The sequence below is a fragment of the Chryseobacterium sp. PCH239 genome (genome assembly GCF_018924625.1).
Classification (GTDB): Bacteria; Bacteroidota; Bacteroidia; order Flavobacteriales; family Weeksellaceae; genus Chryseobacterium; species Chryseobacterium cucumeris.
Genome location: NZ_CP073027.1, coordinates 1,549,492 through 1,573,646, shown reverse-complemented (window position 1 = coordinate 1,573,646; position 24,155 = coordinate 1,549,492). Strand labels below are relative to the sequence as shown.

Here is a 24,155-nt window from a genome sequence, read left to right as displayed (position 1 = left end):
TTTATATAAAACTGTTTTTACTTATCTTTTCCTGATCAAAAGAAATTTATTTTTAACAATTATATAATAAGCTTATCTTTGCTGTTAATTTTTTCTGAATGCTTTACACAATAATCAAAGCGCTGCACATTATTTTTATGGTAAGCTACTTTGCGGGAATTTTTTATCTCGTGAGGATTTTCGTATATTATAAAGATACCGATGAATTTCCGGAAGAAAAAAAGAAAATTCTGAGAGAGCAGTACACTTTTATGGCCAGAAGGCTGTGGAATATTATCACCGTTCCTGCGGGGATAATCATGGCAGTTTGCGGATTGGTCATGATCTTTTTAAATATCGGGCTGATGAAAATGTCGTGGTTTCATTTGAAACTGACCTTCCTGATCGGGCTTGCCATCTACCATTACTGGTGCTGGAAAAAAGTCCTTCATTTAAAAGAATTACATGGAGATACACTGCCGATTGCCAATATCAAACTGAGACAGGCGAATGAAATTGCAACGTTCATTCTGTTTCTGGTGGTATTTACCGTTATATTAAAATCAATGGTGATCGAATACTGGTGGCAATTAATTGCAGGATTTTTCGTTCTTGTATTTCTGATTATGATGACAGTGAAACTGGTTAATAAAAATAAAAAAAACAAATAATTGTACAGTAGGGCGTATGTCTTGAAACATGCATCCTTTTTACATCTTACAAAAAAACTATGATTGCAATTTTAAAGAAAGAACTTTGGAGTTACTTTGGAAACTGGAGTGCATGGGTGATCATTGCCGCTTTCAGTTTGATAGCGACTCTTTTTCTGTTCTTTTTCGACAACGATTCTAATATTTTTGAGATTGGAATGGCCTCATTGCAGAGCTATTTCGTATTGGTTCCATGGCTGTTAATGTTTATCATCCCCGCCCTTTCCATGAAAACTTTTGCGGAAGAACAGCAAACCGGAACATTAAACTGGCTTTTCTCACAACCGTTAAAAGTTTCAGAACTGGTAACAGGTAAATTCCTTTCCGTATGGATTGTAGGAATTTTATGTCTTATTCCATCATTAATTTATCTTTATACGGTATATGTTTTGGGAGTTCCTGCAGGAAATATTGATCTGGGAATGACTTTCGGAAGCTATATCGGACTGATTATCTTAATTGCAGCATTTTCAGCAGTGGGAATTCTTGCTTCCTCTCTCTCTCAGAATCAGATTATGGCTTATCTGCTGGGTGTTTTTATGTGTTTCATTATGTATTTTGGTATCGAGCAGCTGGCGAGCTATAAACTATTGGGAGGTGCAGATTTTATCCTGCAGAATATTGGCTTCTATCAGCATTTCTTAGGCTTCACAAGAGGACTTATTGATGCTAAAGATGTGGCATATTTTGTACTTGTCATCGGCGCTTCATTAGTATTGGCTAATCATTTTATTAACAAAAAGAAGTAGAATCATGAAGAAGTTCAATGCTAAATCTCCACTGGGAATTTTCTTAATTGCAATTGTTCCTTTGGTTATTATCCTGACCTATTCGGGAATCAGATTAGACTTAACAAAAGAAAAAAGATATACCCTTTCTGATAACACCATCAAAGTACTGGAGTCTGTTAAAAAGCCTCTGACGGTAGAAGTGTATCTGGAAGGTGACTTTCCGGCAAGTTTCAAACAGCTGCAAAGCGAAACGAAATTCATGCTGGAAGAATTCAGAAAAATTAATCCGAAGATTGATTTTAAATTCATCGATCCGATTAAAACAAAAATGTCTCAGGACACTTTGATGGCCATGGGAATGCAGCCATCTATTCTTCCGGATGTAAAAGACGGGAAAATCTCACAGATCACGCTTTTCCCTTACGCTGTGATTAAATATGGAAATGACGGGGTTTCTATTCCTTTAGTGGTTCAGCAGGCCGGAATTGATGCCGATCAGCAGCTGACAAGATCGATTGAAGGACTGGAGTACAATCTTGTTTCCAATATTAAAAATATTGCAGCTGCCAAGAGAAAGAAAATCGGGATTCTTGTCAACCACGATGAATTGAATCCGGATGAATTCCAGGGATTTGTACAATTGGCAATGGAAAACTATGATGCAGGACCTATAATTCCTAAAAATCAGACTGAACTTTCACTGGAAGATGTTCCGCTGTTAAAGCAGATGAGTGCTTTGGTGATTGCAAAACCAAGAAAAGCTTTTACAGATAATGAAAAAGTAATTCTGGACCAGTACATCATGAACGGAGGGAAAACCCTTTGGATGATTGATGCTGTGAATGCCGAAATGGATACGTTAACAAGATCCAAAAAAGTAATGCCTTTCCCTGTCGATATCAATATGACAGACTTCTTTTTTAATTACGGACTGAGAATCAATCCAGCGTTGGTAAAAGACGTGAAAAAGTTTGCCCTGTTAAGACTGGTTACAGGAGAAGTGAGTGGAAATCCTCAGTACACAAGCTTACCTTGGCCTTATTATCCGCTTGGAATTGCCGAAAATAATAATCCGGTTACAAAGAATATCAACCCTGTAAAATTTGAATTCCCGACTTCTATTGATACTTTAGGAGGAAGAAAGAATATCAAAACAAAAGTCCTTTTCGAATCGAGTGAAAGAACTTTATTGAAACAGGTTCCTAATTATGTTGATCTGAAGGAAATTGCAAGCGTAGACAGTCTTGGACAAATGGAGAAACCAAGTACACCGAAGATCTTCGCTGTTGCATTGGAAGGAAAATTCAATTCTGCCTATGCATCGAGAATTGAAAGAAAATCGTACCCTGGATTCAAAACCTCCAGCCCGGAAAACAAAATGATCGTGATTGCAGACGGAGATGTAGGAAGGAACAAAGTAATCAAAGGAAAACCACTTCCATTAGGGGTAGATCTGTTAACGAACGAACAGTTTGGAAACGAACAGTTTCTGAGAAATGCTTTAGATTATCTTCTTGATGACAGCAATCTGATGGAACTGAGAAACAGAAACATTGAAGAAAGACTTCTCGACAGGCAAAGAATCACTGAAGAGAAATCGACCTGGCAGTGGATCAATTTACTGCTTCCACTGGCTATTATCGGTCTTATCGGAGGACTGTTCTTCTGGCTAAGGAAAAAGAAATTTGGATAAAACATAAAAAATTCCGGAAGATTTTCTTCCGGAATTTTTATTTTGACAACTTTATTATTGAGTTGTAACCATCTTAATTAATAATTTACCCTTCCAATACAGGAATAAGGTGTTCCCAGTTCAGCTGTTTTGCATAATCCAAAGCTGTTTTTCCTTTTTTAGACTGGATATTTTTATCCGCTCCGGCTTCTAAAGCAACTTTTACAGTGGTTAGATTCCCGGCAATGGTTTCTTTGTGAAGAAGCGTCAGTCCGTCTTCATCGGTTTGGGTAAGTTCATCCGGATATTGTTGTAAAAACTTTGCAAATTCTTCCTTCATATTTTTACTCATCGGATGTTCAATAAGATTTTCCGGATTTTCTTTCTGGTTATTCACAACGAGGATATCATTAAAGTCTCCGAAATCCAGCTGCCAGGCATTATCGTGTTCTTTTCTTTCTGCATCAGACATGTCAGCACGCATTTTCTGGATGGTAAACCCTCCGTAAGCTTTCGGAAGTGGAGAAGATGATGATGAAAATAGCTTGGAAAGTCCCTTGGGTTTTTGTACACTCGGAGTGATGGCAAAAAGCCAGTCGCTGATATTGCTTAAAGGGATTTCCACATAATCACCCACCTGGATGTTCTTAAGGCTGTTAGGTTCATTAATCAAATATCCTCTCACGTGATCTCCGTCAAAGAATATTTCATTAATCCACATATGTTCTACCAGGCTTTCTCCGGTTTCTTCATCCTGTTCTTCAAAAGCCGTTTTAACGCACGATACATTAAGTCCGGGAATGATTCTTCTGTATTCCCAGGACTGTTCGCGCCAGAAATACTTAAAGGTTTCCTGAGCTTTTCTGTAAGCTTTAATCATTTCCGGATCATTTCCGTCTGCAAAAAAAATTGGGTTCTCTTCCATTTAATAATCGGGTTGTGGTGTGTTAAAGAATATAGATTACTGCTGATAGGCTTCTTTTGGGAGTAAGGCAGCTGTTTTGTAATAGCTGATGTCGCTAGGGATCTGTGCCTGAAGGTTGTGGAAAGTGTCATAATCATAATGAATCCAGTTTTCTTCATTGTCCGGGTCGGGTGTTTTATCTACAGCCAGTTCCAGTTTTCCGTCTTCCTGATAGCTGCATTCTATGGCAGCATATTTTTCACCGCTTTCGTCGTTGGTATACCAGCATTTTATGGTTCTTTCAAGCTGTGGTTGATGGGTTTCGTTATCGATAACCTGTGAACAGATAAAATTTTCAGGATCTTCTGTTTTAAAAACAGTTTTAGAAATTAAAGGCAGTTCATCTACGGATAAGGAATACAATTTATTGGTAGAAATAATAAAGCCCTCGGTGGTTTCTTTTTTTTCAATATCAAAAAAGTCAGACTTTTCTTTAAGATAATTGACTACCTGAGTTTCGTCTTCTTCGTCACTTAAAAAATAATTGATGTTATAAACACTGTCTTCGTTAATAAATTCAATTTCTTTCAGGAAATCGGAACCTTCCTCATAATAATACAGATGATATTCGCTCAGCTTCACAGCATTACTTTTGGAGATGATCTCTCCAAAAATGTTTTTGTACACTTTTCTCATTTTTAATCATGTTAGTTTGTTTCATCTATTAGTTTAAGTGGTAGGGCAAAGATAAGTTTTCTTTTTTATCTTAACCTGAAGTGTAAAGTAGTATTTATTTCGTAAGTATTCTATATATCCTTTATAAAATCCTCATATTCGTAGTAAAACCTTTCAAAACCGTCCATTTTGTCCACAAAGAATTCAAAAATTTCTTGCCAGGTGTTTTTGTTAAAAATAGAAACATTATGTTTTTCAACCCATATCCTGCTGATGACCTTACCGTTTTCAAGGGTGAAATATTCTTCTTTCTGAAAATCTCCAATAAAATCTTTTAAAATATCTTCTAAAGACCAGATCTTCTCGTAATAAGCGTTTCGGAAGATTTCATCTTTCATTTCGATATCCAGAGAAACTTCTGCTTTTTTGTTGTCGGCAGAAAATTTAAATGCCATGTCCTTGATTTTGGTATCATAAAGAATCCATTTTCTGGGAAATGATCTTCCAAAAGCTGTCCAAAATTCCTTTTTTAATTGCTGTGCCTCTTGTTTACTGAACATAGCGCAAACATAATGATTTAATAGGAGAAAGGCAAAAGTGTGGTACCTAAAACCGTAAAATTACGGATAGACAAACTTACCTTTTTATTCGTTTATTATTCCTGTTTTCAGGTTTTTTCAAATATTAAACAATTTTCGTATTTTTGCTCTAATGCTTTCAAAAAAATCTCAATATGCGTTTAAGGCGCTTTCATATCTTGTAGAAAAAAGAAATGAAGGCCCGATTCTTATTTCTGAAATTGCGGAACATAAAAAGATTCCTTTAAAGTTTTTGGAAAACATCCTTCTTGAACTGAAAAAAGCGGAAATTCTCGACAGTAAAAAAGGAAAGGGTGGAGGATACTTTTTCAAAGAAAGTCCGGAAAATGTGAAACTGGCAAAGATCATCCGTCTTGTAAACGGCCCTATTGCAATGCTTCCCTGTGTAAGTCTCAATTTTTATGAAAAATGTGATGACTGCAATGAAGATCACTGCGGGCTTCATGATGTCCTGATAGAAGTTCGCGATGCCTCTCTGAATATTCTGGAAAGTAAAACTTTAATGGATCTGGTAGATTAACCTGATCCTTTTTTTTGAATTGATAGTCTACTTGTTTTGTAGGATAAATATTTTATCAGATATTTGCACTACTTCAAATGAATAAACTATGATTTCAAAAGAAGAGGTAACCGAATTACAAAAGCTTACGCCCTCTATTACCGCAGTGCATTCCGTGGCTGCATGTATTATATCCGGAAATATTTCCTCGCACAGAACTACAGAGAACATTTCAACTTTAAATGCCTCAGTTGTCAATGACGCCCCGATGCTGAAGGAGTATGGATTAAAACACTTGTAATATGGTGATTTCAAGAAAAATTCAGGTAAGGTTGAATGTCCTTTTGGTGACGGCTGCTATTATATCCATTGCTGTTTTTTCCATGTACGAACTCGGATATCTGGAAGAACTGCAGACCATTCTGGCAAAAGATAATTATATTTTTTACTGGATGCTTCTGGTAGGCGTTTTTGCTGAAATTGTTGCAGGTTCCATGGGAATGGGATATGGTGTTATTTGTACTACAACCCTTATGCTGCTTAATATTCCACCGCATATTGTAAGTGCGAGTATTCATTCTGCGGAAAGTTTTACCACCGCCGCAGGAAGTCTCAGCCACATTAAATTGAAAAATGTAAGCAAAAGTCTGGTGAAAAAGCTCGCCATTCCGGCTGTTATTGGTGCTGTTATTGGTGCAGTATGTCTTACTTATCTGGGAGAGTATTATGCGAAGATCACGAAAACACTCATTGCTTTTTACACTTTATACCTCGGATTCCAGATTCTATCAAATGCATTTAAAGAAAAACAAAGCAAAGCCCTGAAAAGAAAAACCAATCTGACAAGGCTGGGTGTGATCGGAGGCTTTATAGATTCCTTTGCAGGAGGAGGCTGGGGACCTTTGGTAACCGGAACATTGATTAAAAATGCTTTCACCCCAAGATTTGCCGTAGGAAGCTCTACAGTGGCCAAATTTATTCTTACCATCACGGCTGCCGTTACCTTTTTCTTTACCCTGGGAATCCAGCACTGGAATATCATTCTCGGGCTTTTGATCGGAGGAATTGTGACCGCTCCTTTTTCAGCAATGCTTACTGCCAGGCTTCCTGTGAAGAAAATGTTTGTGATTATCGGAACTCTGGTGATTGTGATGAGTTCTATAACTATTTATAAATCAGTTTTTAATTAAAAATTACACTTGGTGTGGAAAAATAAAAGGGCTAAAAAGATATTTGGTTTTGAAAATATTTTACTTTTACATCACTAAATATTAGAACATGAATTTACATATCATTGCACTTTTTAAGTTTAATGAAAATTATCTGATGGACGCTGTAGAGCTGTTTCAGAACCTTGTGAAAGAAACAAGAAAAGAAGAAGGCTGTCTGCAGTACGATCTTATTGAAGATAAAGATAATAAAGGAACTTTCTTCCTGATCGAGCTTTGGGAAAGTGTAGAACATCATAACAGGCATAACGGTCAGGATCACCTTTTGGATTTCCGTAAGGATGCTTCCAAAATTATGGAAAGTTCTGCAGAAGTTTATAAAGGATTTAAAATATATTGATGGTATTGAAGGGTTTAAAGATTTAAAAATTTAATGATTTAAAGAAGAATCTTATATAACTATTTGTTTTATATATTTTTAAGTTCTTTAATGAAGAAAAAATAAAAGGCGGTTTCAACAATCTGAAACCGCCTTTTTATTAGAAAAAATAGAAAGTATTAAAATAGAAAGTTTATTTCACGATAAGCTTTTTCGTCTCCGAATGACCACCGTAAGTAATTTTTACAAGGTAATTTCCTGATGGAAGTGTAGAAAGGTTCAGGTCCTGCTTGTAGAATCCTGCCTGGTTTGTAAGTTCATCCGAATATACCTTTTTCCCGGTAAGGTCATACACTTCTACATTCCCTTTGTTGCCTGTTTTTTCTTTAACATCAAAAAGAACCGTTACTTTTTTATCCGCAGTAGCTGGATTAGGATAAATACCGAATGATGCTTTTTTTCCAACTTCAGTTATCCCTAACGTTTCCGTGATCTTTTTGTATTTGAAATACATATTTCCTGTACTGGCACCACCATTGGTTGTGAAGTACATTCTGTAGTAATCATTTCCTTTTTTGACGTAGTAGACCACATCATTTTTTACTGTCCCGATCCCCTTCCATGAATGTCCTACTGTGGTAATAGCAGATGAGAAACTTGCATTAGCAGGAATTGCATACGATGCGGTTTGCTGTGTTTCAGGCTGAACCATTGCCACTTTTACGTTCGGACTTTGAATCGCTCCGGAAAGCGGGTACATCTGCACACCCATATAGAACGTGTAATATTTGGTGAATACGAAATCCCATGCCGTTCTGGAAGGCTCAAGATTGGGAACTTTTTCTCCGGTATCAAATGAGAAATAGTTGAAATATGAATCATCTGTTCCATTGGCGATGGTTCTGGTTTCTGTAGCTCCCCATGAAGTCCCGTTCCATTTTGAATATCTGAAGGTATATCCTGCAAAAGCATCTTCAATGGCAAACTTGATATAGGTTCCTGAAGCATATTTTAAAACAAAAATTGCTTTCCCCTGAATGTGGTGGTTCACCGGGTTATAAACGCCCCAGCCGGTTGAAGGAATATTGGGGTTTGGAGAGGTTACTGGTCCCTGTTCAAAAGCGCCCTGGCTCCAGTCAGTGGTCTGGTCCGGATTATAAAGAGGATCGCCCCATGAAGCTTCATTGCTGATGCTGATGTTATCCCAGTCTGCTAAGTTGGTTGATGCAGTGAATACTTCAATATCTTTAGCATCATTGACTCTTGATCCGAACGCATAGTTTGAGTTCCTATAAAAAGCAATATCCCACGTATTGGCTGGCTGAGAAACCATATTACCATCTGCAAGGTTCACAAACACGCGGTTTTGATATCCGCTTCCCATGGTCATATTGACCTGTGAATATCCCAACGCGTCAGTCTGCGCCAAAACAGTCTGCTGAACAGACAGTGCCAGTACTGATGCCAATAATAGTTTTGTTTTCATAATTTATTTTTTAAATCCTTATTTAGAATGATTCCACAAAATTATATAATTATTTTTAATCAGTCTAAATAAAAACATGATTTTTATCGTGTTTTTATTTTAATCACTACCAGAAAATAATAAAAATCAAAGCATAGAAAAGCCGGTAAGAACAGTCCTACCGGCTTTAATAAAGGCCAATAATAGTCTGATGAACCTTATTTTTTAATGAATTTTGATTGAATGAATTTTCCTTCTGCTGTTTCAATATTCATATAATATACTCCTGTCTGAAGTGTGCTGATATCAAATCTTTGTCCGTTCAGTTTACCTTCCGCTGCTTTTTGTCCTGCTGCAGAATAGATCTGAATGTTTTTAGGATCTTTTTTGGCAATGAATTCTATTGCAGACTGATCAGAATTTAAGGCAAATCTGAAATTTTCTGTTGATTTATTGTTGTCTGATACGCCTAAAGAAGCAGTCGTGTTATACACTACATTATCTACCTGAATCGCTACGTGAGTAGCAGTAGGAGTGAACTTAAATACAATGTATGAGCCTGTGGATGCCGGAATATTAACACTGATATTCTGTACTGTACCAATAACCGATACATTGATAGGGCTTCCTACAGGAACGAATGTTGACATGTCTGCAGGGTTGGAGGCTACTCCTATCTGAATGCTTCCCGGACCAGGAGATGGAGATACCAGGGTAGTATCAAAAGTCAGAGTTTTATTTCCTGTTGGAGTTTCAATCTGCGGCGTAATCAGATAAGAAGAACCTGTTGCATTGTTTCCTGCGTACGACTGAACGAATCTGTTGGAATCTCCTGCTACAATCATTCTTGGAGGTACAGGAGGGAACTCACCCGTTATCGGTGCAACGATGGCAGACCATCCAAACTGAGGGAAAGTAGTATTCCCAGCGGTAAAATTGTTGAAATTTTCATTGATGTTAGATACCTGAGCATTCGCCGTTAAGGCTGTAAACATCAGAGCTCCTAAAAGTAATTGTAATTTCATAAGATTATTTTTATTTAGAATTATTCCACAAAAATATATAATTATTTTTAATGAGTCTAAATAAAGTTTTATATTTGCTGAAAATTTGTACCCTTATGAAGAAGAAAGTGCTTTCCGTTCTATCGTTATCCGTGGCCTTATGGGTAAATGCACAAAAAAAGGATTCTCTTAATCAAAAGAAAATTGAAGAAGTTGTTATTACAGGACAGTACATGCAGCAGTCCATTAACAAATCGATATATAAGGTTGATGTTATTGATGCAGAACAGATTAAAAATATGGCAGCAACGAATGTTGCCGAGGTTCTGAATCAAAGTCTGAATATACAGATCACTCCGGATACGCGTTCAGGAAATTCCACCGCCAACATCATGGGACTTAACGGAGACTATGTGAAAATCCTTATAGACAATATACCGGTAGTAGGGGATACAGGACTGGGAAGTAATATAGACCTTACCAAAATTACTCTAAGCAATATCGAAAGAATAGAAATTGTAAAAGGAAGTATGGGGGTTGAATATGGAAATGGTGCCGTTGCCGGGGTTATCAACATTATTACCAAAAAAAACAGTACAAAAAAGATCAGTGTTAGAGGTTCGATACAGGAAGAAACAGTAAGGGACAACTATGATCTTAAGAAAAGAGGAAACGGAAGGCATATTCAGAACCTTAATGTAGATTATAACATCAGCAATGAATGGTTTGCCAGTATCAATTTCAACCATAATCAGTTTATGGGATATGAAGGAGAAAGCAAAGGCTACAAATATTTCGGGCAGGATAACCAGAGAGGGTATGAATGGAACCCGAAAGATCAGTATGATGCGTCTGCTTTATTAAGATATACCAAAAATAAAACGACATTCTTTTACAAACTGTCTTATCTGAATGAAAAATTCAACTTCTACAATCCGGAGGTCAACAGAAATCCTCTTAATGATGGTTTGGGCGGTGTTTCGTATGAAAGCAGAGACAGAAGATATAACACGGACCGATGGATTCACCAGTTCAATATTCAGACTAATCTGGGACATATCCGATACATGGGAGACTTCTCGTATCAGAACCAGGATAGGAAATACTACGACTATAATTACGATATCCCGAACAGACAAATCAAAAGCCGTCAGGAAGAAAAATCTTATTATAAGACCGATGTCATCTACTCCAGAGGAATGTTCAGCAACTTCCTCGACAGCAAGGTTTTTGATTTCCAGTTAGGATATGAATTAGACTATACCAATGGCTATGCCGCTTTAATTGCCGGAGATTTCTTTGGTGAAGCGGTAAAAAGAAAGATCTTCACCTATTCCAATTTCCTTTCTGCAGAATGGAATGTGTCAGACAAATTCTCTTTAAGACCGGGAGTAAGACTTTCTCTTAGCGAAAACTTTAATAATCAATACAACTACTCTTTATCAGCAAGATATAAAACCTCTGAGAATTCAAATCTTAGAGCAGTGGTGGGATCGGCTAACCGCTTCCCAAAATATGACGAGTTGTACACCTATTTTGTGAATCTTAACCATGATGTACAGGGAAATCCGGACTTGAATCCTGAAAAGGGATTCTCTGCAGGACTTTTCTGGAATCAGAACTTTTCAGCAGATAATGGCTGGAAGATCGCTTATGGAGTAGACGCATTATACCTCGATGTACGTGACAGGATTGAAATGGTAATGGTAAAGGAGCCTTCCACCTATAAATATATGAACCTTAATACCTATAAAAATCTACTATTCTCTGCTAATGTAGATTTCAGAAAAGATCAGTTTGCCCTGTCTTTAAGAGGATCAGTAAACGGAACATCAGTATCGATGATTGATTTGAAATCTTCTTCCCCAACAGACTTTCAGTATCTGGTACAGGCAGGCGCTTCAGCAACTTACAAACTGAAAAGTACCGACACTAATTTTGCCCTTTATTACAAATTCACAGGTCCGGACAGAATTTATGTGTCCGATGGAGCTAATGACTTCCGCCTTGGAAAAATAGATAGTTTCCATATGATGGATTTTATTGTAAGCCAACCTTTCTGGAATAAGCATTTTGAAATTTCTGCAGGAGTGAAAAATATATTTGATGTAACAAGGTTAAACTCTACGGCAGTGGCCGGTTCAGCTCATACAGCTGCCAATGGGTTTGTTAATTTATATTATGGCAGAAGCTATTTTGCCCGATTAATGTTTCAATTTTAAATAATAAGTTACGATTATGAAGTATTTAAAAATAGTATCTGTTCTTTCCATCATGGCAGCCACACAGTCTTGTCTTTCTGCAGACGAAGATCCGGTTCCGGTTCCGCCTATGACGGGATCTGAAGTAAGTGTGCCAATTGGCGGCCCTACAGAACCTAATCAGGTTTGGATCGACTTAAGTGACTACACCAATCCGGCGGTCAACAGCAGGACAGACTGGGATCTTGGTTTTTACAGCGGCGATGCCTACAGAGTGATCATGAACGGATCTCTTGCCATGACGGTGATCAAAATACCCAACGCATCAGACATCAGTAAAGTAAAGGAAGCTGATATTTCAAGTTTAAAAGATATTGCTCAGGTAGGAACATTTGATGCTGCCAATATGAAATATGTTGACAATCCTAATGGTGACTTCCTGAATCAGACTTCAGGAATTGATGCCATCAAAGAAAATGATGCGGATAATCCTGTGTATCTGATCAATCTCGGGAGAGAGATACCTTCTGCTGCCAATATCGGGGCAGGTTCAGTTTCATTGTCCGGTGATCCGAGAGGATGGAAAAAAATTCAGATACTGAGAGCTCAGAATGGATACAAAATCCGTTATGGTTATGTGAACGCAGCAGAAGCAGACATCAAAGAATATATGATTACCAAAGATACAGAATACAGCTTCTCATTCTTCAACCTGAAAACAGGAACGCCGGTAAAGATTCAGCCAAAGAAAAAGAAATGGGATCTGGCATTCACAACATTTACCAATGAAGTGTTCATGGGACCTACAACCAGTGCAGGAAGCTATTTTTATGCAGATTTTGTAACAACCAATACTTTGAATGGAGTAGGTGCTTACCAGGTAACGGTTACAGGAAATCTTGATGCTGCTTACAATGCATTTAAACTAAAAGATGTAGAGTCTTCAAAATTTGTTTTCAATGACCAGAGGGCTATCGGGGATAAATGGAGAACCACTACCGGTACGGCATCCAATCCTGTTCCTTTTGTGTATGCAGACCGTTTTTTTGTATTGAAAGATGCTGAAGGCTTTTATTTCAAGCTGAGATTCAATACCATGAAAAATACAAAAGGAGAAAGAGGATACACCAATTTTGAATTCGAACCTTTATAAATAATCAAATAATAGTATATCATGAAAAATTCATCCTTGCAGCTTCTGTTCTTGTAGCAGTATATTCTTGCAAAAAAACAGAGACAGGAGCAAAAGAAAATACAACAGAAGCCAGTTCAGAAGCACCCAAAACCAACAATAAAATAGTAACATTAAATGGAGGAATTACTGAAATCGTAGCTGCTTTAGGTCACGAAAAAGAAATCGTAGGAACTGATGTTACCAGCACCTATCCTGCTTCATTAAAAGCTACAGCGAAAGATTTAGGACACATGAGATCAATGACAATTGAACCGATCATGGCTGTAAACCCAACATTGATTCTGGCTTCTGATAAAGATATCAATCCGGAATTAATGGGGAAAATTAAATCTTCAGGGATTCAAACCGAAGTTTTTAAACAGGAATATACGGTTGAAGGAACTAAAAAACTGATCGAGCAGGTAGCAAAAGCTATAGGAAATACAGATTATCAGAAACTAAACGATAAAATTGATGCTGACCTTAAGCAGGTACAGCCTATCGCTAAAAAACCAAAAGTATTGTTCATCTACGCCCGAGGAAATATGTTGATGGTAAGTGGTAAAAATACCCCAATGGCTTCATTGATCACCCTTGCAGGGGGAGAAAATGCAGTAACCGATTTTGAAGATTTCAAACCATTGACACCGGAAGCAGTTGTAAAAGCTAATCCTGATGTATTATTCTTCTTTGAAACCGGTTTACAGGGAGCAGGAGGAAACGAAGGTGCGCTAAAAATGCCGGGAGTATCTCAGACCAATGCAGGTAAGAACAAGAAAATCATTGCAATGGACGGAGGTTTGGTATCAGGTTTTGGACCAAGAGTAGGAGAAGCAGCAGTAGGATTAAACAAACTTTTAATTGAAAGCACAAAGTAAACTATACTTTTATCTTGTTATAAGTGCGGTACTGCTTATCATTATAGCAGTGCTGTCACTTAATACAGGAGTTTATGATTTCGGAGAAAACTCTCCGTTCAGGGCTCTGTGGCAATTGATAAAAGAAGATCCCGGTTTATCGCTGAGTGATAAATATGTGATCTGGGACGTAAGAGCAGCCAGGATTATCATGGCTATTTTAATAGGAAGTATGTTGTCGGTTTCAGGAACGAGTCTTCAGGGACTTTTCAAGAATCCTCTGGCAACGGGAGATTTAATAGGACTTACATCAGGAGCAACGTTGCTGGCAGCCATTGCGATTGTTTTAGGAGGACATTTCAAAGAATATCTTCCTGAAGCTGTACAATTTTCACTGGTAGGAATAGCCGCTTTTATCGGTTCTTTTTTATCCATGATGCTGGTCTACAGAATTTCAACAAGCGGAGGGAAAACCAATGTAGTGATGATGCTGCTTACCGGAGTTGCCATTACAGCTATCGGATTTTCGATAACCGGATTTTTGATCTATATCTCAAAAGATGAACAGCTCAGAGATCTTACTTTCTGGAACCTGGGAAGCCTGGCCGCAGCAACATGGACGAAGAATATCATTCTCGCCATTGTGATCACCATCGCCTACATCATTTTATTACCCAAAGGAAAAGCCTTAAATGCAATGATGCTGGGAGAAAAAGATGCACAGCATCTGGGAATCAATGTGGAAAGACTGAAAAAGCAGATCATCATCACCGTGGCATTAATGGTGGGAACCTGCGTGGCATTTTCAGGAACAATTGGTTTTGTAGGGCTTATTGTACCTTATATTTTAAGGCTTTTATTCAAATCCAATTATGTTTTTATTTTGCCATTATCGGCAATGTGCGGAAGCATTTTGTTATTAACGGCAGATACCTTCAGCAGAAGTATTGTGGCACCGTCAGAACTGCCGATAGGGATTTTAACAGCCTTAATGGGAGGCCCTATTTTTATCGCTATTTTGGTTAAATTTAAAAAATCACTGTAATGATCAAGGCACATCAGATTAATTATCAACATAAAGAATTCCGAATTCTGGACGGGGTAAATGTCTCACTGGAATATGGTGAATTCCTGGCCATTGTGGGACCCAATGGAGCAGGAAAATCAAGTCTTCTGAGCGTATTGGCAGATGAAGTGAAATCCGGAAATAACAAAGTTCTGTTTAAAGATAAACCCATCAGAAAATGGAATATCCGGGAACTTTCTAAACACAAAGCCAAGTTCTCGCAGCATAACAGCAATGATATTCCGCTTGAAGTGAAGGACGTGATCATGATGGGAAGATATCCTTATTTTGATGCCCAACCAGGAAAAGAAGATCTTGAAGCCATGAACAATATGATGTACGAAACCGATATTTTTCATCTCAAAGAAAGAGAATACAATACCCTTTCGGGAGGAGAAAAGCAGCGTGTACATCTGTCAAGAGTGATGGCACAGCTTGAAAATGAAATTGCCCATAAACTGGTTTTTCTGGACGAGCCGTTGAATAATTTAGATATAAAACATCAGTACAAAGCATTGGAAATTATCAAAAATTTCACCAAAAAAGCCAACAGTGCTATTGTTGTTTTGCATGATCTGAACCTTGCTGCACAGTTTGCAGATAAGATTTTATTAATGAAATCAGGACAAGTCTCTGCCTATGGAACTCCACAGGAAGTTTTTACTGAAGAAAATATCAGCAATGCCTATAACTTCCCCTGTACCATCTGCGGACACCCTATTACGAATAACCCAATGATCATTTTTGGATAACCATGGAAAAAGAAGAACTCAAAATCCTCGCACAGAATCTTGCCAATCCTCAGGGTGAAAAAGGCATCGAGATTGGTGAAATGATGAATGCCACTAACATCAGCATGACGTTAGAGAGCATCAAAACACTTGTGATTGATGACGGCCAGCAAATCCTTGAAATAGGACACGGAAATGCCGCACACCTGAAAAGTATCATGAGCCTTGCCAAAAACTTGAAATACACAGGGATTGACATTTCTGAAACCATGCACAATGAAGCCAAAAGGCTCAATAAAGAATTTGAAAGCCAGGCAGAATTTGTTTTATACGAAGGGAATAAGCTTCCTTTTAAAGATGAAACTTTTGATAAAATATTTACCGTAAACACAGTTTATTTCTGGGAAAATCCGGTTGAATTTCTAAACGAGATTTATAGAGTTTTAAAAGATGACGGAACATTTGTTCTTACATTCGGACAAAAAGAATTCATGGAAAAACTGCCGTTTACGGAATATGATTTCACTTTGTACAGCAACAGTGAAATGGAAGAGCTGGTCTCCAAAAGCCAATTTAAAAGGATGAAAACTTCTGAAAGAGAAGAAGAAATAAAAAGTAAAACAGGAAACGAAACCATACGAAGAATTTATACAATTTTAACCATAAAAAAGTAAAGTAATGAGCACATTAGTTAATGATTTAAAGGAAAAATGGGAAGCTCTGAAAGCAGAAAATCCACATATCAGAATAAGAAATGCAGCAGCACAGTTAGAAGTAAGTGAGGCAGAATTATTGGCAACAAGCATAGGAGAAGGAGTAACTGTCCTGAACTCGGATTTCCAGGGAATCCTTACAGAAGCTGAGCAGTTAGGAAAAGTAATGGCTCTTACCCGTAATGATGAATGTGTTCATGAAAGAAAAGGGACTTATCTGAACGGAGATTTCAGCAGTCCTCATGCACAGCTTTTTGTGGGTGAAGATATTGATCTCAGAATTTTCCTTAACCACTGGAAATTTGCTTTTGCAGTACTGGAAGGAGAGAAGAAAAGCCTTCAGTTTTTCGGAAAAGATGGTCTGGCACTTCACAAGATTTATTTAACAAAAGACAGTAATGAAGCTGCTTTCGATGTGATCGTAGAAAAATTCAGAGCAGAAGATCAGAATCAGGCATTGGCTTTTGAAGCAATCGCTCCAAAACAGGCTGAAAAAGCAGATTCAGACATTGATGTAGAAGGCTTTAAAAAAGCATGGACAGAATTGAAAGACACCCATGATTTCTTCATGATGACCAGAAAATATGGAGTAAGCAGAACGCAGGCATTAAGATTGGCTCCGGAAGGATTTGCTAAGAAAATTGATAATGCGAAAGTGGTGAATATCCTTGAAGATGCTTCTGAAAAGAACGTTCCGATCATGGTTTTCGTTGGAAACAGAGGCATTATCCAGATCCACACAGGAAATGTGAAGAAAACACTTTGGCACCAGCAATGGTTCAATGTGATGGATCCTGATTTCAACTTACATCTTGACGTAACGAAAATTGCAGAAGCGTGGATCGTGAAAAAACCGACTGAAGACGGAGAAGTAACCGCTATCGAAGTATTCAACAAAGAAGGAGACTTTATCGTTCAGTTCTTCGGAAAAAGAAAACCTGGAATTCCTGAGCTTCAAGAGTGGAAGGACCTTGTAGCAGCCTTAGAGAAATAATAATTAGATGATTTGAATGAGACCGTTTTGTTTGTAAAATTCAAAACGGTCTTTTTTATTGAAACAATCTGCAAATGCAGGAATATTTGTGTAATTTGTGACTAAATATAAAAAATGAAAAATATTTTCATAGCGATACTGCTGGCTGGTTTCTGTGCATTGAAGGCACAGGATTTAAAAGCATATCAGTTTTACGATAAAAAAGGAAAAGAAGTAAAGACAGAAAAGCTGGTAAAAGAACTGGCGGATTATGATGTGGTCTTTTTTGGCGAAAATCATAACAGTTCTATCAATCACTGGCTTCAGCTGAAGATTACGGAAGCTTTGTTTGTGAAAAAGAACGGACAGCTGATCTTAGGAGCAGAGATGTTTGAGAGAGATAATCAGGCGCAGTTGGATCAATATTTAAACGGAAGATTTGATGCAAAAACATTAAAAGATTCTGCCCGTTTGTGGAACAATTATGCAACCGATTACAAGCCTTTGGTAGATTTTGCCAAAGATAAAAAACTGAATTTTATTGCGACGAATATCCCGAGAAGATATGCCTCTCAAACCGCCAAAGAAGGTCTTGAATCCTTGAATAAATTAAGCGAAAAAGAGAAAGCCTACATTGCCCAGCTGCCGATTAAAGTAACATTAGACACTCCTGGATATCCGGAAATGAAAAAGATGATGGGAGATCATGCAGAAGGAACCAAAGTGATGAATTTTATTTCAGCTCAGGCTACAAAAGATGCTACAATGGCTGAATCTATCCTGAAAAGCTACCAGGCCGGAAAAACCTTCATCCACTACAACGGTAACTATCACAGTAAAGAATTTGGAGGAATCTATTGGTATATCAAACAGAAAAATCCTAATTTGAAAATGGCCGTAATTTCTGTTTTTGAATCAGACGATCCCGAACTGAAAGTACCTGCCAAAGATTATATCCCGACAGATTTCAATCTGATTATTCCTGCGGATATGACGAAGACTTTTTAATAAGAAGATGATGCGGATTGAGCAGATCTTATTATGAATTAAATAATTTCAATTGCATTCATTCAATAGGAACGGGCTTTAGCCCGTTCATTTTTTTATATCAAAATTCCATTGGCTTTAGCCAAAACTTAAAATTCATTGCTAAATAAATTATTTTTACACCACAATATTTACCTTTGTATCAGATTCAAAAACATATGAAAAAAATCCCTATCCTGCTGATCTTTTTTACCGGATTTTTTAATGCTCAGAAACTCACCTCCAGTGAAGTTTCAATCATCAATCAGGGAGATGTAAACACGGCGTTACCCATCTATCAGACGACAGATAATAATCAGCACCAAACCCTGCTGAACATTTCTTCAGAAGCTGATCCTCTTGATCCTAACACCGCTGTTCTGGTAAAAAGGATGAAAGAATCTCTTCTTTCAACAGATGGTGGAGTAGGCATTGCTGCTCCTCAGGTGGGAATCAACAGAAAGATCATTTGGGTACAGCGTTTTGATAAGGAAGGTACACCGCTGGAATATTTTATTAACCCGGTCATTGTATGGCGTTCCGATCTGCAGAATCTTGGCCCCGAAGGTGATTTATCTATTCCTGATTTCAGAGATCAGTTTTACAGAAGCAAAGTTATCCAACTGGAATATGTGGATTTGAAAGGACAGAAATATTCAGAAATCGTAGAAGGTTTTACTGCGGTGATTTTCCAGCATGAAATCGACCACCTTTTCGGCATCCTGATTTCCGATAAAAAGGAAAAAGAGAAAAATGATTCCTATAAAAAAGTAGATGCCTATCAGAAAAGTGATGTAAATAAAGACAGAAGGTAATGATGAATTATAAATAATGAATGATGAATGATGAGAAGTTGTTATAAGGCTAAGTAAATGTATGTTTCTAACCATATTTTACAATGAAATCTTCTCCATCTTCATAACCTGCGGGATATACATAGGTAATTACCCCGATATCTGATTGTAAAACTTCTTTTAGTTTATTGAAGTACATATCTCTTTTCTCTTCCGTAGTGTCCATTGTTAGGCTCATAATAAGCCTGTCATCATCTGTAATATTGGCACCCACCATTATTTTGTCCGGATTATCATGATATTTATTCCAGTAAAAAGTTTGGTCAAGGGCAGGGTTTTCGATGAAATAACCAATCATTTCATCTTCTGTTTTAAAAATATAATCTTTGTCGTGCCTTGGGAAAGTATAATCGAGATTTAATTTTTCATATCCGGGAAGGAATGTGTTTAGAACAAGATCAATCGTCTCTCTTGATTTTTGCCCTGCATACACCTGGCATACAATATCTATAATGATTTCCATGACACAAAATTACTCTATTTTATATCATATTGAGTTATAAATGATGAATGATATTCTTAAACACTATATACATAAAAATATCCTTAATCCTCTGTGCCCATCTGCGAAATCTGTGGGAAACTAAAATAAAAAGGAGCTGTTTCCATGGAAACAGCTCCTTTCGTTATAACTATGCTTAAAAAAATTGGATTAATCGTTGTTGGTGACTGATAGTTTCACCTCCATATTATTTCTGGTCGCATTAGAATAAGGACAGATCTGGTGTGCTTTTTCTGTCAAAGCCTGTGCTTCCTCAATAGAAACTCCAGGGATGTTCACATCCAGTTCTGCTGCTAGTCCGAAGCCTCCATTCTCAAGCTGACCTATGCTCACCTGAGCAGTCACTGTTGTTTCACCTGTTTTTACTTTAGAAAGACTGATCACTCTGTTCAGAGCGCTGTCGAAACAGGCAGAATATCCCGCTGCAAAAAGCATTTCAGGATTGGCAAAATCATCATTGGCTCCTCCTAAAGCTTTCGGCATTCTTACATCAAGATCCAGAACTCCGTTTTCACTCTTCACATGTCCGTTTCTTCCTCCTTGAGCAGTGACCTGAGTTGTATATAACGTTTTCATTTATTTTCTATTTTGTTTAAGATTTTTAAGACGGTGTCTTTAAGGTGCAACAGCTCTTCCGGTTGTATTCCCAGTTTTTCCTGAATTTTTCCCGGAATTTCACATGCCTTCTGCTGAAGCTGTTTTCCTGCTTCGTCTAAAAATACTTCAACCACTCTTTCGTCCTCTTTTTTTCTTTTTCGGATAATAAATCCTTTAGACTCCAGCCTTTTAAGAAGAGGGGTCAAAGTACCACTGTCCAGAAACAGTTTTTCTCCGATATGGGTTACCGTAAGTCCGTCACCGTCCCATAATATCATCATCACAAGATATTGCGGATAGGTAATGCCCAGTTCATCAAGAAAAGGACGGTAAAGCCCTGTAATCTCTTTGGCAATGACATACAATGGGAAACAAATCTGGTTTTCCAGTTTGGGTGTTTTCGGATTTTCCATAATTTTTGAGTACGAAAGATTCGATGAAGGTATTACTTTTTTATGATAAATTCATCCATTGGAATTCTGACTTTTTTCATAGTAGAAAGCCAGTCATTAGCTTCATCACGGTATCCAAGATATAAAAGACTTACACTTTTCAGTCCTAATTCTTTTAATCCCAATACTTCATCTACCACCTCATTGCTGAATCCTTCTGCCGGAGTACTGTCGATTTTAAGCTCTGCGGCTTGTGCAAGGGCAATTCCTAAGGCAATATAAGTCTGACGGGCAGTGTGTGCAAAATGCTCTTCAGGAGTCTGTGCGCCATATATTTCTTTAATTTTATCGGTATAGCTTCCAAAGCGGCCTCTCGGAAGATCTCTTACATCTGTATGATAATCGTAAACTTTGTCAATTTTTTCATTAGAATAACTGTCCCATGCTGCAAAGACCAAAACGTGAGAAGAATCTCTCATTACTTCAGGGTTTAAAGCACCTGCTACCATTTTTTCTTTCAGTTCCTGGTTTTCCACTACAATAATTCTGAACGGTTGTAAGCCCGACGAAGTAGGAGCCAGTCTTGCTGATTCTAAAATCGTATTAAGGTCTTCCTGTGAAACTTTTTTGGTAGGATCATAAGCTTTTACAGCGTGTCTCCAGTTTAGATTTTCTATTAATGACATTTTTATTTTGTTTTTAAATTAAACTACTTTGTTTTTTATCACCTCTATTTATTGTTGAAGTAAATTAACAGTACAAATATACAGTCAATTTAATTGTGTACAATTTAATTTTAAATGATTTTATTGATAGCAATTATTGATAAACTTTAAAAAGGTGAAATAATGAAGATGACAGTAAGAAATTTTAGTTTCAATTTTATTCATTTCCGCATGATTCGGATTTTTTCAAAGCCTATGAATTCCAATATTTGTCATAGAATTTTAAACTAAAAACAATGCAGAGATTTAAAAACAAAACCGCCTTAATTACGGGAGGAACCAATGGAATGGGTCTGGCTACCGCTCAGAAATTTATAGAAGAAGGAGGGAAAGTCATTATTACAGGCAGAAGTGAAGAAACCGTGAATAATGCTTTGGAAAAGCTTGGAGAAAATGCCTTCGGAATCGTATCTAACGCTGGGAATATAAAAGATTTGATGAATCTTCAGCAGGAAGTCAGAAAATATACAGAACATATTGATCTGGTTTTTGCCAATGCAGGATACGGAAGATTTGCACCTGTGGAATATGTGGATGAAAATCAGTTTGACGAATTATTTAATATGCTGGTGAAAGGACCGTTTTTTACGGTACAGCAGATGTTGCCATTAATGAAAAGCGGAAGCTCTGTTATTTTCAATACTTCAGTGGCAACGGATATTGCGATGCCTAATTTTTCGGTGTATTCTGCAGCCAAATCTGCAGTGCAGTCAATGATCAAAACTTTTGCTGTAGAACTTACAGAACGTGGAATCCGTGTGAATGGAGTAAGTCCCGGACATATCAAAACCAATATTTTTAATAATACAGGTTTAACCGGAGAGCAGATAGAAAGCGCTATTGATGATATTATTCCGACAATTCCTTTTAAAAGACAGGGAGAGCCTTCAGAAATAGCCAGTGTAGTTCTGTTTCTGGCTTCAGAAGAAGCGTCCTATATCCATGGAGCGGAGATAAAAGTGGATGCCGGAATTTCTGTGATCAGATAATCCTGATTATTTGACCTCTTTAATTTCTTTGATGATATTGGTTTTATTTTCAATACCAATATTATAGGCCTTACCTTTTTTAAAGCTTTGAGTCGCTTTTTCCATGAGGCTTTTATATTCCGGCGATTTTTTTGAAAGATAAAATACCTGCGCACTGATTCCTATAGCAACACGTACCAGTTCATTGGGTTTGTCCGGATCTTCAGTAATATCGGAAATAGTGGCATTATTATACCAGGTTAAATTCTGCGGAGTGGAATTTCCAGAACAGGATGTAATCATAATAAAAAGTAATAGTAAATAGGACCAGGCTTTCATAATAAAAAGGATTAAGTAAAAAGCTCCTGCAATATATCAAAATATCGGCAGGAGCTCTACATAAATTAGTTAGAATCCACAGCTCGCTACGCTAGGTGCAGGGGAAGGAGAGCATCCGGAAAGGGATGAGAATATGTTTAATACACAGTTGGTATTCACATAATTGTTATCATATAACAGAGATCCTGATGGACTTCTGTAGTATACGTTTCCTGCAGTATTGGCATAAGAAGATACTGAAGCAGATCCACAGCTTGTATTGGTGCAAGCAGCTCTCCATGCAGAATCGGTTACCGGTCCGCTGGAGAATAATGACGGATCAATGATTCTTTTTTCAACAATTCCTGAAGCATTTTTGAAGCTTACCAAAATGGCTACGTGATATACCCATGAAACACAGCATGTTCCTGTAGATGCTCTAAGGTTACCATACACGAATTGCTTTTCACAATCGTAGCCTGCATTCAAAAGGATTTGTCTCATTTTGTGCGCTCTTGCATAGCAGCCATCCACAGGATATCTGAAAGTGATACATGGTGAAGATGCGGTAGAAGTTCCACAAGCCTGATTTTTGATCTGAGTGAATAAACTGTTCAGCGTTGCAAGATTAGGAATAACGCTTACTGCTTTTTTGCTGTCACCTCTTTCTTCTTTGTTGAAAACAGTTTTAAAATAACGGATGTCATCAGCTGTCGCTTTTTCAACCTTAGCAATTTCATTAGAATTGACCTTCAGGAAAACCTGAACAGGCGTTTCATTTTCTACTGCTTCTTTGATCATGGAGATAAATCCTGCATTTTCTTTGGTATCCTTAATTTGATAGGGCTGTGCGGAAACCATAAATGAAACTTTAAATTTTCCATCTTCTTTTTCAATCCCTACCGGAACAGTTTTGCCAAAATCTTTCATTGCGATTTCATTAGACTCCTTGGCAACAAGATTAGGATCCTGGTTGGCAGCTGAATCTGAGCAGGAATTCACTGACAGTACCGTCATGAATACCATCATGGATAACAGAAATTTTTTCATAGTTTTTATATTTTGTGGTTAATTTTCAGTGAACATTTTAATTATGATAGTTCACTTATTTGTGACATTAAAAGTAATAAAAATTAAAATATATGCAAGATTTTTTTGAAAAAAATACATTATTCTGTTGTTTTATTGATTTTATAATATTTAAAAAGATGAAAAAATGATCATTTTTATAGAAATATTCAAGAAAAATAAAAAAAATTAAAATAATGTTTT

The 24,155-nt window shown here is 37.3% G+C and carries 27 protein-coding genes; 16 read left to right on the top strand and 11 right to left on the bottom strand.

Annotated features, from left to right (window positions below):
- The first annotated feature begins 98 nt into the window (after positions 1 to 98).
- From KBP46_RS07255 to gldG, 3 genes are read left to right on the top strand one after another with little or no spacing between them, the layout of a single operon-like run.
- Positions 99 to 650, top strand: coding sequence for a CopD family protein (locus KBP46_RS07255; protein ID WP_216445014.1), 552 nt, complete (start codon positions 99 to 101; stop codon positions 648 to 650).
- A 59-nt stretch (positions 651 to 709) separates the two neighbouring features.
- Positions 710 to 1,438, top strand: coding sequence for an ABC transporter permease (locus KBP46_RS07250; protein WP_062671005.1), 729 nt, complete (start codon positions 710 to 712; stop codon positions 1,436 to 1,438).
- A 4-nt stretch (positions 1,439 to 1,442) separates the two neighbouring features.
- Positions 1,443 to 3,113, top strand: a complete 1,671-nt coding sequence (gene gldG, locus KBP46_RS07245; protein ID WP_216445013.1) for a gliding motility-associated ABC transporter substrate-binding protein GldG — start codon at positions 1,443 to 1,445, stop codon at positions 3,111 to 3,113.
- Positions 3,114 to 3,198: 85 nt separating this feature from the next.
- Here gldG and KBP46_RS07240 read toward each other — a convergent pair whose 3' ends face one another.
- From KBP46_RS07240 to KBP46_RS07230, 3 genes are all read right to left on the bottom strand, one after another.
- The gene (locus KBP46_RS07240; RefSeq protein ID WP_120230500.1) at positions 3,199 to 4,017 is read right to left on the bottom strand and encodes a DUF2314 domain-containing protein; all 819 of its coding nucleotides are present in this window, start codon (positions 4,015 to 4,017) and stop codon (positions 3,199 to 3,201) included.
- Between the two features lie 36 nt (positions 4,018 to 4,053).
- Complete coding sequence (locus tag KBP46_RS07235; protein ID WP_216445012.1) at positions 4,054 to 4,692, bottom strand: hypothetical protein; 639 nt, start codon at positions 4,690 to 4,692, stop codon at positions 4,054 to 4,056.
- A 110-nt stretch (positions 4,693 to 4,802) separates the two neighbouring features.
- Complete coding sequence (locus KBP46_RS07230) at positions 4,803 to 5,231, bottom strand: DUF4268 domain-containing protein (RefSeq protein ID WP_062670998.1); 429 nt, start codon at positions 5,229 to 5,231, stop codon at positions 4,803 to 4,805.
- A 151-nt stretch (positions 5,232 to 5,382) separates the two neighbouring features.
- On the opposite strand from KBP46_RS07230, the gene KBP46_RS07225 reads away from it, so the two are divergent.
- The 3 genes from KBP46_RS07225 (at position 5,383) to KBP46_RS07215 (ending at position 7,338) form a co-directional block, all read left to right on the top strand.
- A complete protein-coding gene (locus tag KBP46_RS07225) occupies positions 5,383 to 5,790 on the top strand; it encodes an Rrf2 family transcriptional regulator (RefSeq protein WP_062670996.1) in 408 nt (135 codons plus the stop codon).
- 281 nt (positions 5,791 to 6,071) lie between these two features.
- Complete coding sequence (locus KBP46_RS07220) at positions 6,072 to 6,959, top strand: sulfite exporter TauE/SafE family protein (protein WP_062670991.1); 888 nt, start codon at positions 6,072 to 6,074, stop codon at positions 6,957 to 6,959.
- 88 nt (positions 6,960 to 7,047) lie between these two features.
- A complete protein-coding gene (locus KBP46_RS07215; protein ID WP_047376912.1) occupies positions 7,048 to 7,338 on the top strand; it encodes a putative quinol monooxygenase in 291 nt (96 codons plus the stop codon).
- Between the two features lie 172 nt (positions 7,339 to 7,510).
- Here KBP46_RS07215 and KBP46_RS07210 read toward each other — a convergent pair whose 3' ends face one another.
- Both KBP46_RS07210 and KBP46_RS07205 read right to left on the bottom strand, forming a co-directional pair.
- Entirely contained in the window at positions 7,511 to 8,803 is a 1,293-nt protein-coding gene (locus KBP46_RS07210) for a T9SS type A sorting domain-containing protein (protein WP_216445011.1), read from the bottom strand.
- 197 nt (positions 8,804 to 9,000) lie between these two features.
- Entirely contained in the window at positions 9,001 to 9,807 is an 807-nt protein-coding gene (locus KBP46_RS07205; RefSeq protein WP_123278024.1) for a choice-of-anchor J domain-containing protein, read from the bottom strand.
- Positions 9,808 to 9,902: 95 nt separating this feature from the next.
- On the opposite strand from KBP46_RS07205, the gene KBP46_RS07200 reads away from it, so the two are divergent.
- The 9 genes from KBP46_RS07200 to KBP46_RS07160 all read left to right on the top strand — a co-directional run bounded on the left by KBP46_RS07200 (position 9,903) and on the right by KBP46_RS07160 (position 19,342).
- Complete coding sequence (locus KBP46_RS07200) at positions 9,903 to 12,008, top strand: TonB-dependent siderophore receptor (protein ID WP_216445010.1); 2,106 nt, start codon at positions 9,903 to 9,905, stop codon at positions 12,006 to 12,008.
- A 16-nt stretch (positions 12,009 to 12,024) separates the two neighbouring features.
- A complete protein-coding gene (locus tag KBP46_RS07195; RefSeq protein WP_253297232.1) occupies positions 12,025 to 13,140 on the top strand; it encodes an HmuY family protein in 1,116 nt (371 codons plus the stop codon).
- 11 nt (positions 13,141 to 13,151) lie between these two features.
- Positions 13,152 to 14,039 (top strand): hemin ABC transporter substrate-binding protein, encoded by an 888-nt coding sequence (locus KBP46_RS07190; protein WP_216445462.1) that lies wholly within the window; start codon positions 13,152 to 13,154, stop codon positions 14,037 to 14,039.
- Positions 14,023 to 15,063, top strand: coding sequence for an iron ABC transporter permease (locus tag KBP46_RS07185; RefSeq protein WP_216445009.1), 1,041 nt, complete (start codon positions 14,023 to 14,025; stop codon positions 15,061 to 15,063). Before KBP46_RS07190 ends, KBP46_RS07185 begins: the two co-directional genes overlap by 17 nt.
- Positions 15,063 to 15,836 (top strand): heme ABC transporter ATP-binding protein, encoded by a 774-nt coding sequence (locus tag KBP46_RS07180; RefSeq protein WP_216445008.1) that lies wholly within the window; start codon positions 15,063 to 15,065, stop codon positions 15,834 to 15,836. Before KBP46_RS07185 ends, KBP46_RS07180 begins: the two co-directional genes overlap by 1 nt.
- Before the next feature lie 2 nt (positions 15,837 to 15,838).
- On the top strand, positions 15,839 to 16,489 hold the full coding sequence (locus KBP46_RS07175; RefSeq protein ID WP_216445007.1) for a class I SAM-dependent methyltransferase: 651 nt from the start codon (positions 15,839 to 15,841) through the stop codon (positions 16,487 to 16,489).
- Positions 16,490 to 16,493: 4 nt separating this feature from the next.
- Complete coding sequence (locus tag KBP46_RS07170; RefSeq protein WP_216445006.1) at positions 16,494 to 17,522, top strand: hemin-degrading factor; 1,029 nt, start codon at positions 16,494 to 16,496, stop codon at positions 17,520 to 17,522.
- 114 nt (positions 17,523 to 17,636) lie between these two features.
- Positions 17,637 to 18,509, top strand: coding sequence for a ChaN family lipoprotein (locus tag KBP46_RS07165; RefSeq protein WP_216445005.1), 873 nt, complete (start codon positions 17,637 to 17,639; stop codon positions 18,507 to 18,509).
- Between the two features lie 197 nt (positions 18,510 to 18,706).
- Positions 18,707 to 19,342, top strand: coding sequence for a peptide deformylase (locus KBP46_RS07160; RefSeq protein WP_062670967.1), 636 nt, complete (start codon positions 18,707 to 18,709; stop codon positions 19,340 to 19,342).
- Positions 19,343 to 19,409: 67 nt separating this feature from the next.
- Here KBP46_RS07160 and KBP46_RS07155 read toward each other — a convergent pair whose 3' ends face one another.
- The 4 genes from KBP46_RS07155 to KBP46_RS07140 all read right to left on the bottom strand — a co-directional run bounded on the left by KBP46_RS07155 (position 19,410) and on the right by KBP46_RS07140 (position 21,558).
- Complete coding sequence (locus KBP46_RS07155) at positions 19,410 to 19,844, bottom strand: hypothetical protein (RefSeq protein WP_216445004.1); 435 nt, start codon at positions 19,842 to 19,844, stop codon at positions 19,410 to 19,412.
- A gap of 189 nt (positions 19,845 to 20,033) precedes the next feature.
- A complete protein-coding gene (locus tag KBP46_RS07150) occupies positions 20,034 to 20,459 on the bottom strand; it encodes an organic hydroperoxide resistance protein (protein WP_062670963.1) in 426 nt (141 codons plus the stop codon).
- Entirely contained in the window at positions 20,456 to 20,893 is a 438-nt protein-coding gene (locus KBP46_RS07145) for a MarR family winged helix-turn-helix transcriptional regulator (protein ID WP_062670961.1), read from the bottom strand. Before KBP46_RS07145 ends, KBP46_RS07150 begins: the two co-directional genes overlap by 4 nt.
- 32 nt (positions 20,894 to 20,925) lie before the next feature.
- Positions 20,926 to 21,558, bottom strand: coding sequence for an NAD(P)H-dependent oxidoreductase (locus KBP46_RS07140; protein ID WP_062670959.1), 633 nt, complete (start codon positions 21,556 to 21,558; stop codon positions 20,926 to 20,928).
- A gap of 275 nt (positions 21,559 to 21,833) precedes the next feature.
- On the opposite strand from KBP46_RS07140, the gene KBP46_RS07135 reads away from it, so the two are divergent.
- Positions 21,834 to 22,586, top strand: a complete 753-nt coding sequence (locus KBP46_RS07135; RefSeq protein ID WP_216445003.1) for an SDR family oxidoreductase — start codon at positions 21,834 to 21,836, stop codon at positions 22,584 to 22,586.
- Positions 22,587 to 22,592: 6 nt separating this feature from the next.
- Here KBP46_RS07135 and KBP46_RS07130 read toward each other — a convergent pair whose 3' ends face one another.
- Both KBP46_RS07130 and KBP46_RS07125 read right to left on the bottom strand, forming a co-directional pair.
- Positions 22,593 to 22,868 carry a hypothetical protein gene (locus KBP46_RS07130; protein WP_131797470.1) on the bottom strand — a complete coding sequence of 92 codons (276 nt, stop codon included), beginning with the start codon at positions 22,866 to 22,868 and terminating at the stop codon, positions 22,593 to 22,595.
- 105 nt (positions 22,869 to 22,973) lie between these two features.
- The gene (locus KBP46_RS07125) at positions 22,974 to 23,933 is read right to left on the bottom strand and encodes a protein-glutamine glutaminase (protein ID WP_216445002.1); all 960 of its coding nucleotides are present in this window, start codon (positions 23,931 to 23,933) and stop codon (positions 22,974 to 22,976) included.
- Between the last annotated feature and the right edge of the window lie 222 nt (positions 23,934 to 24,155).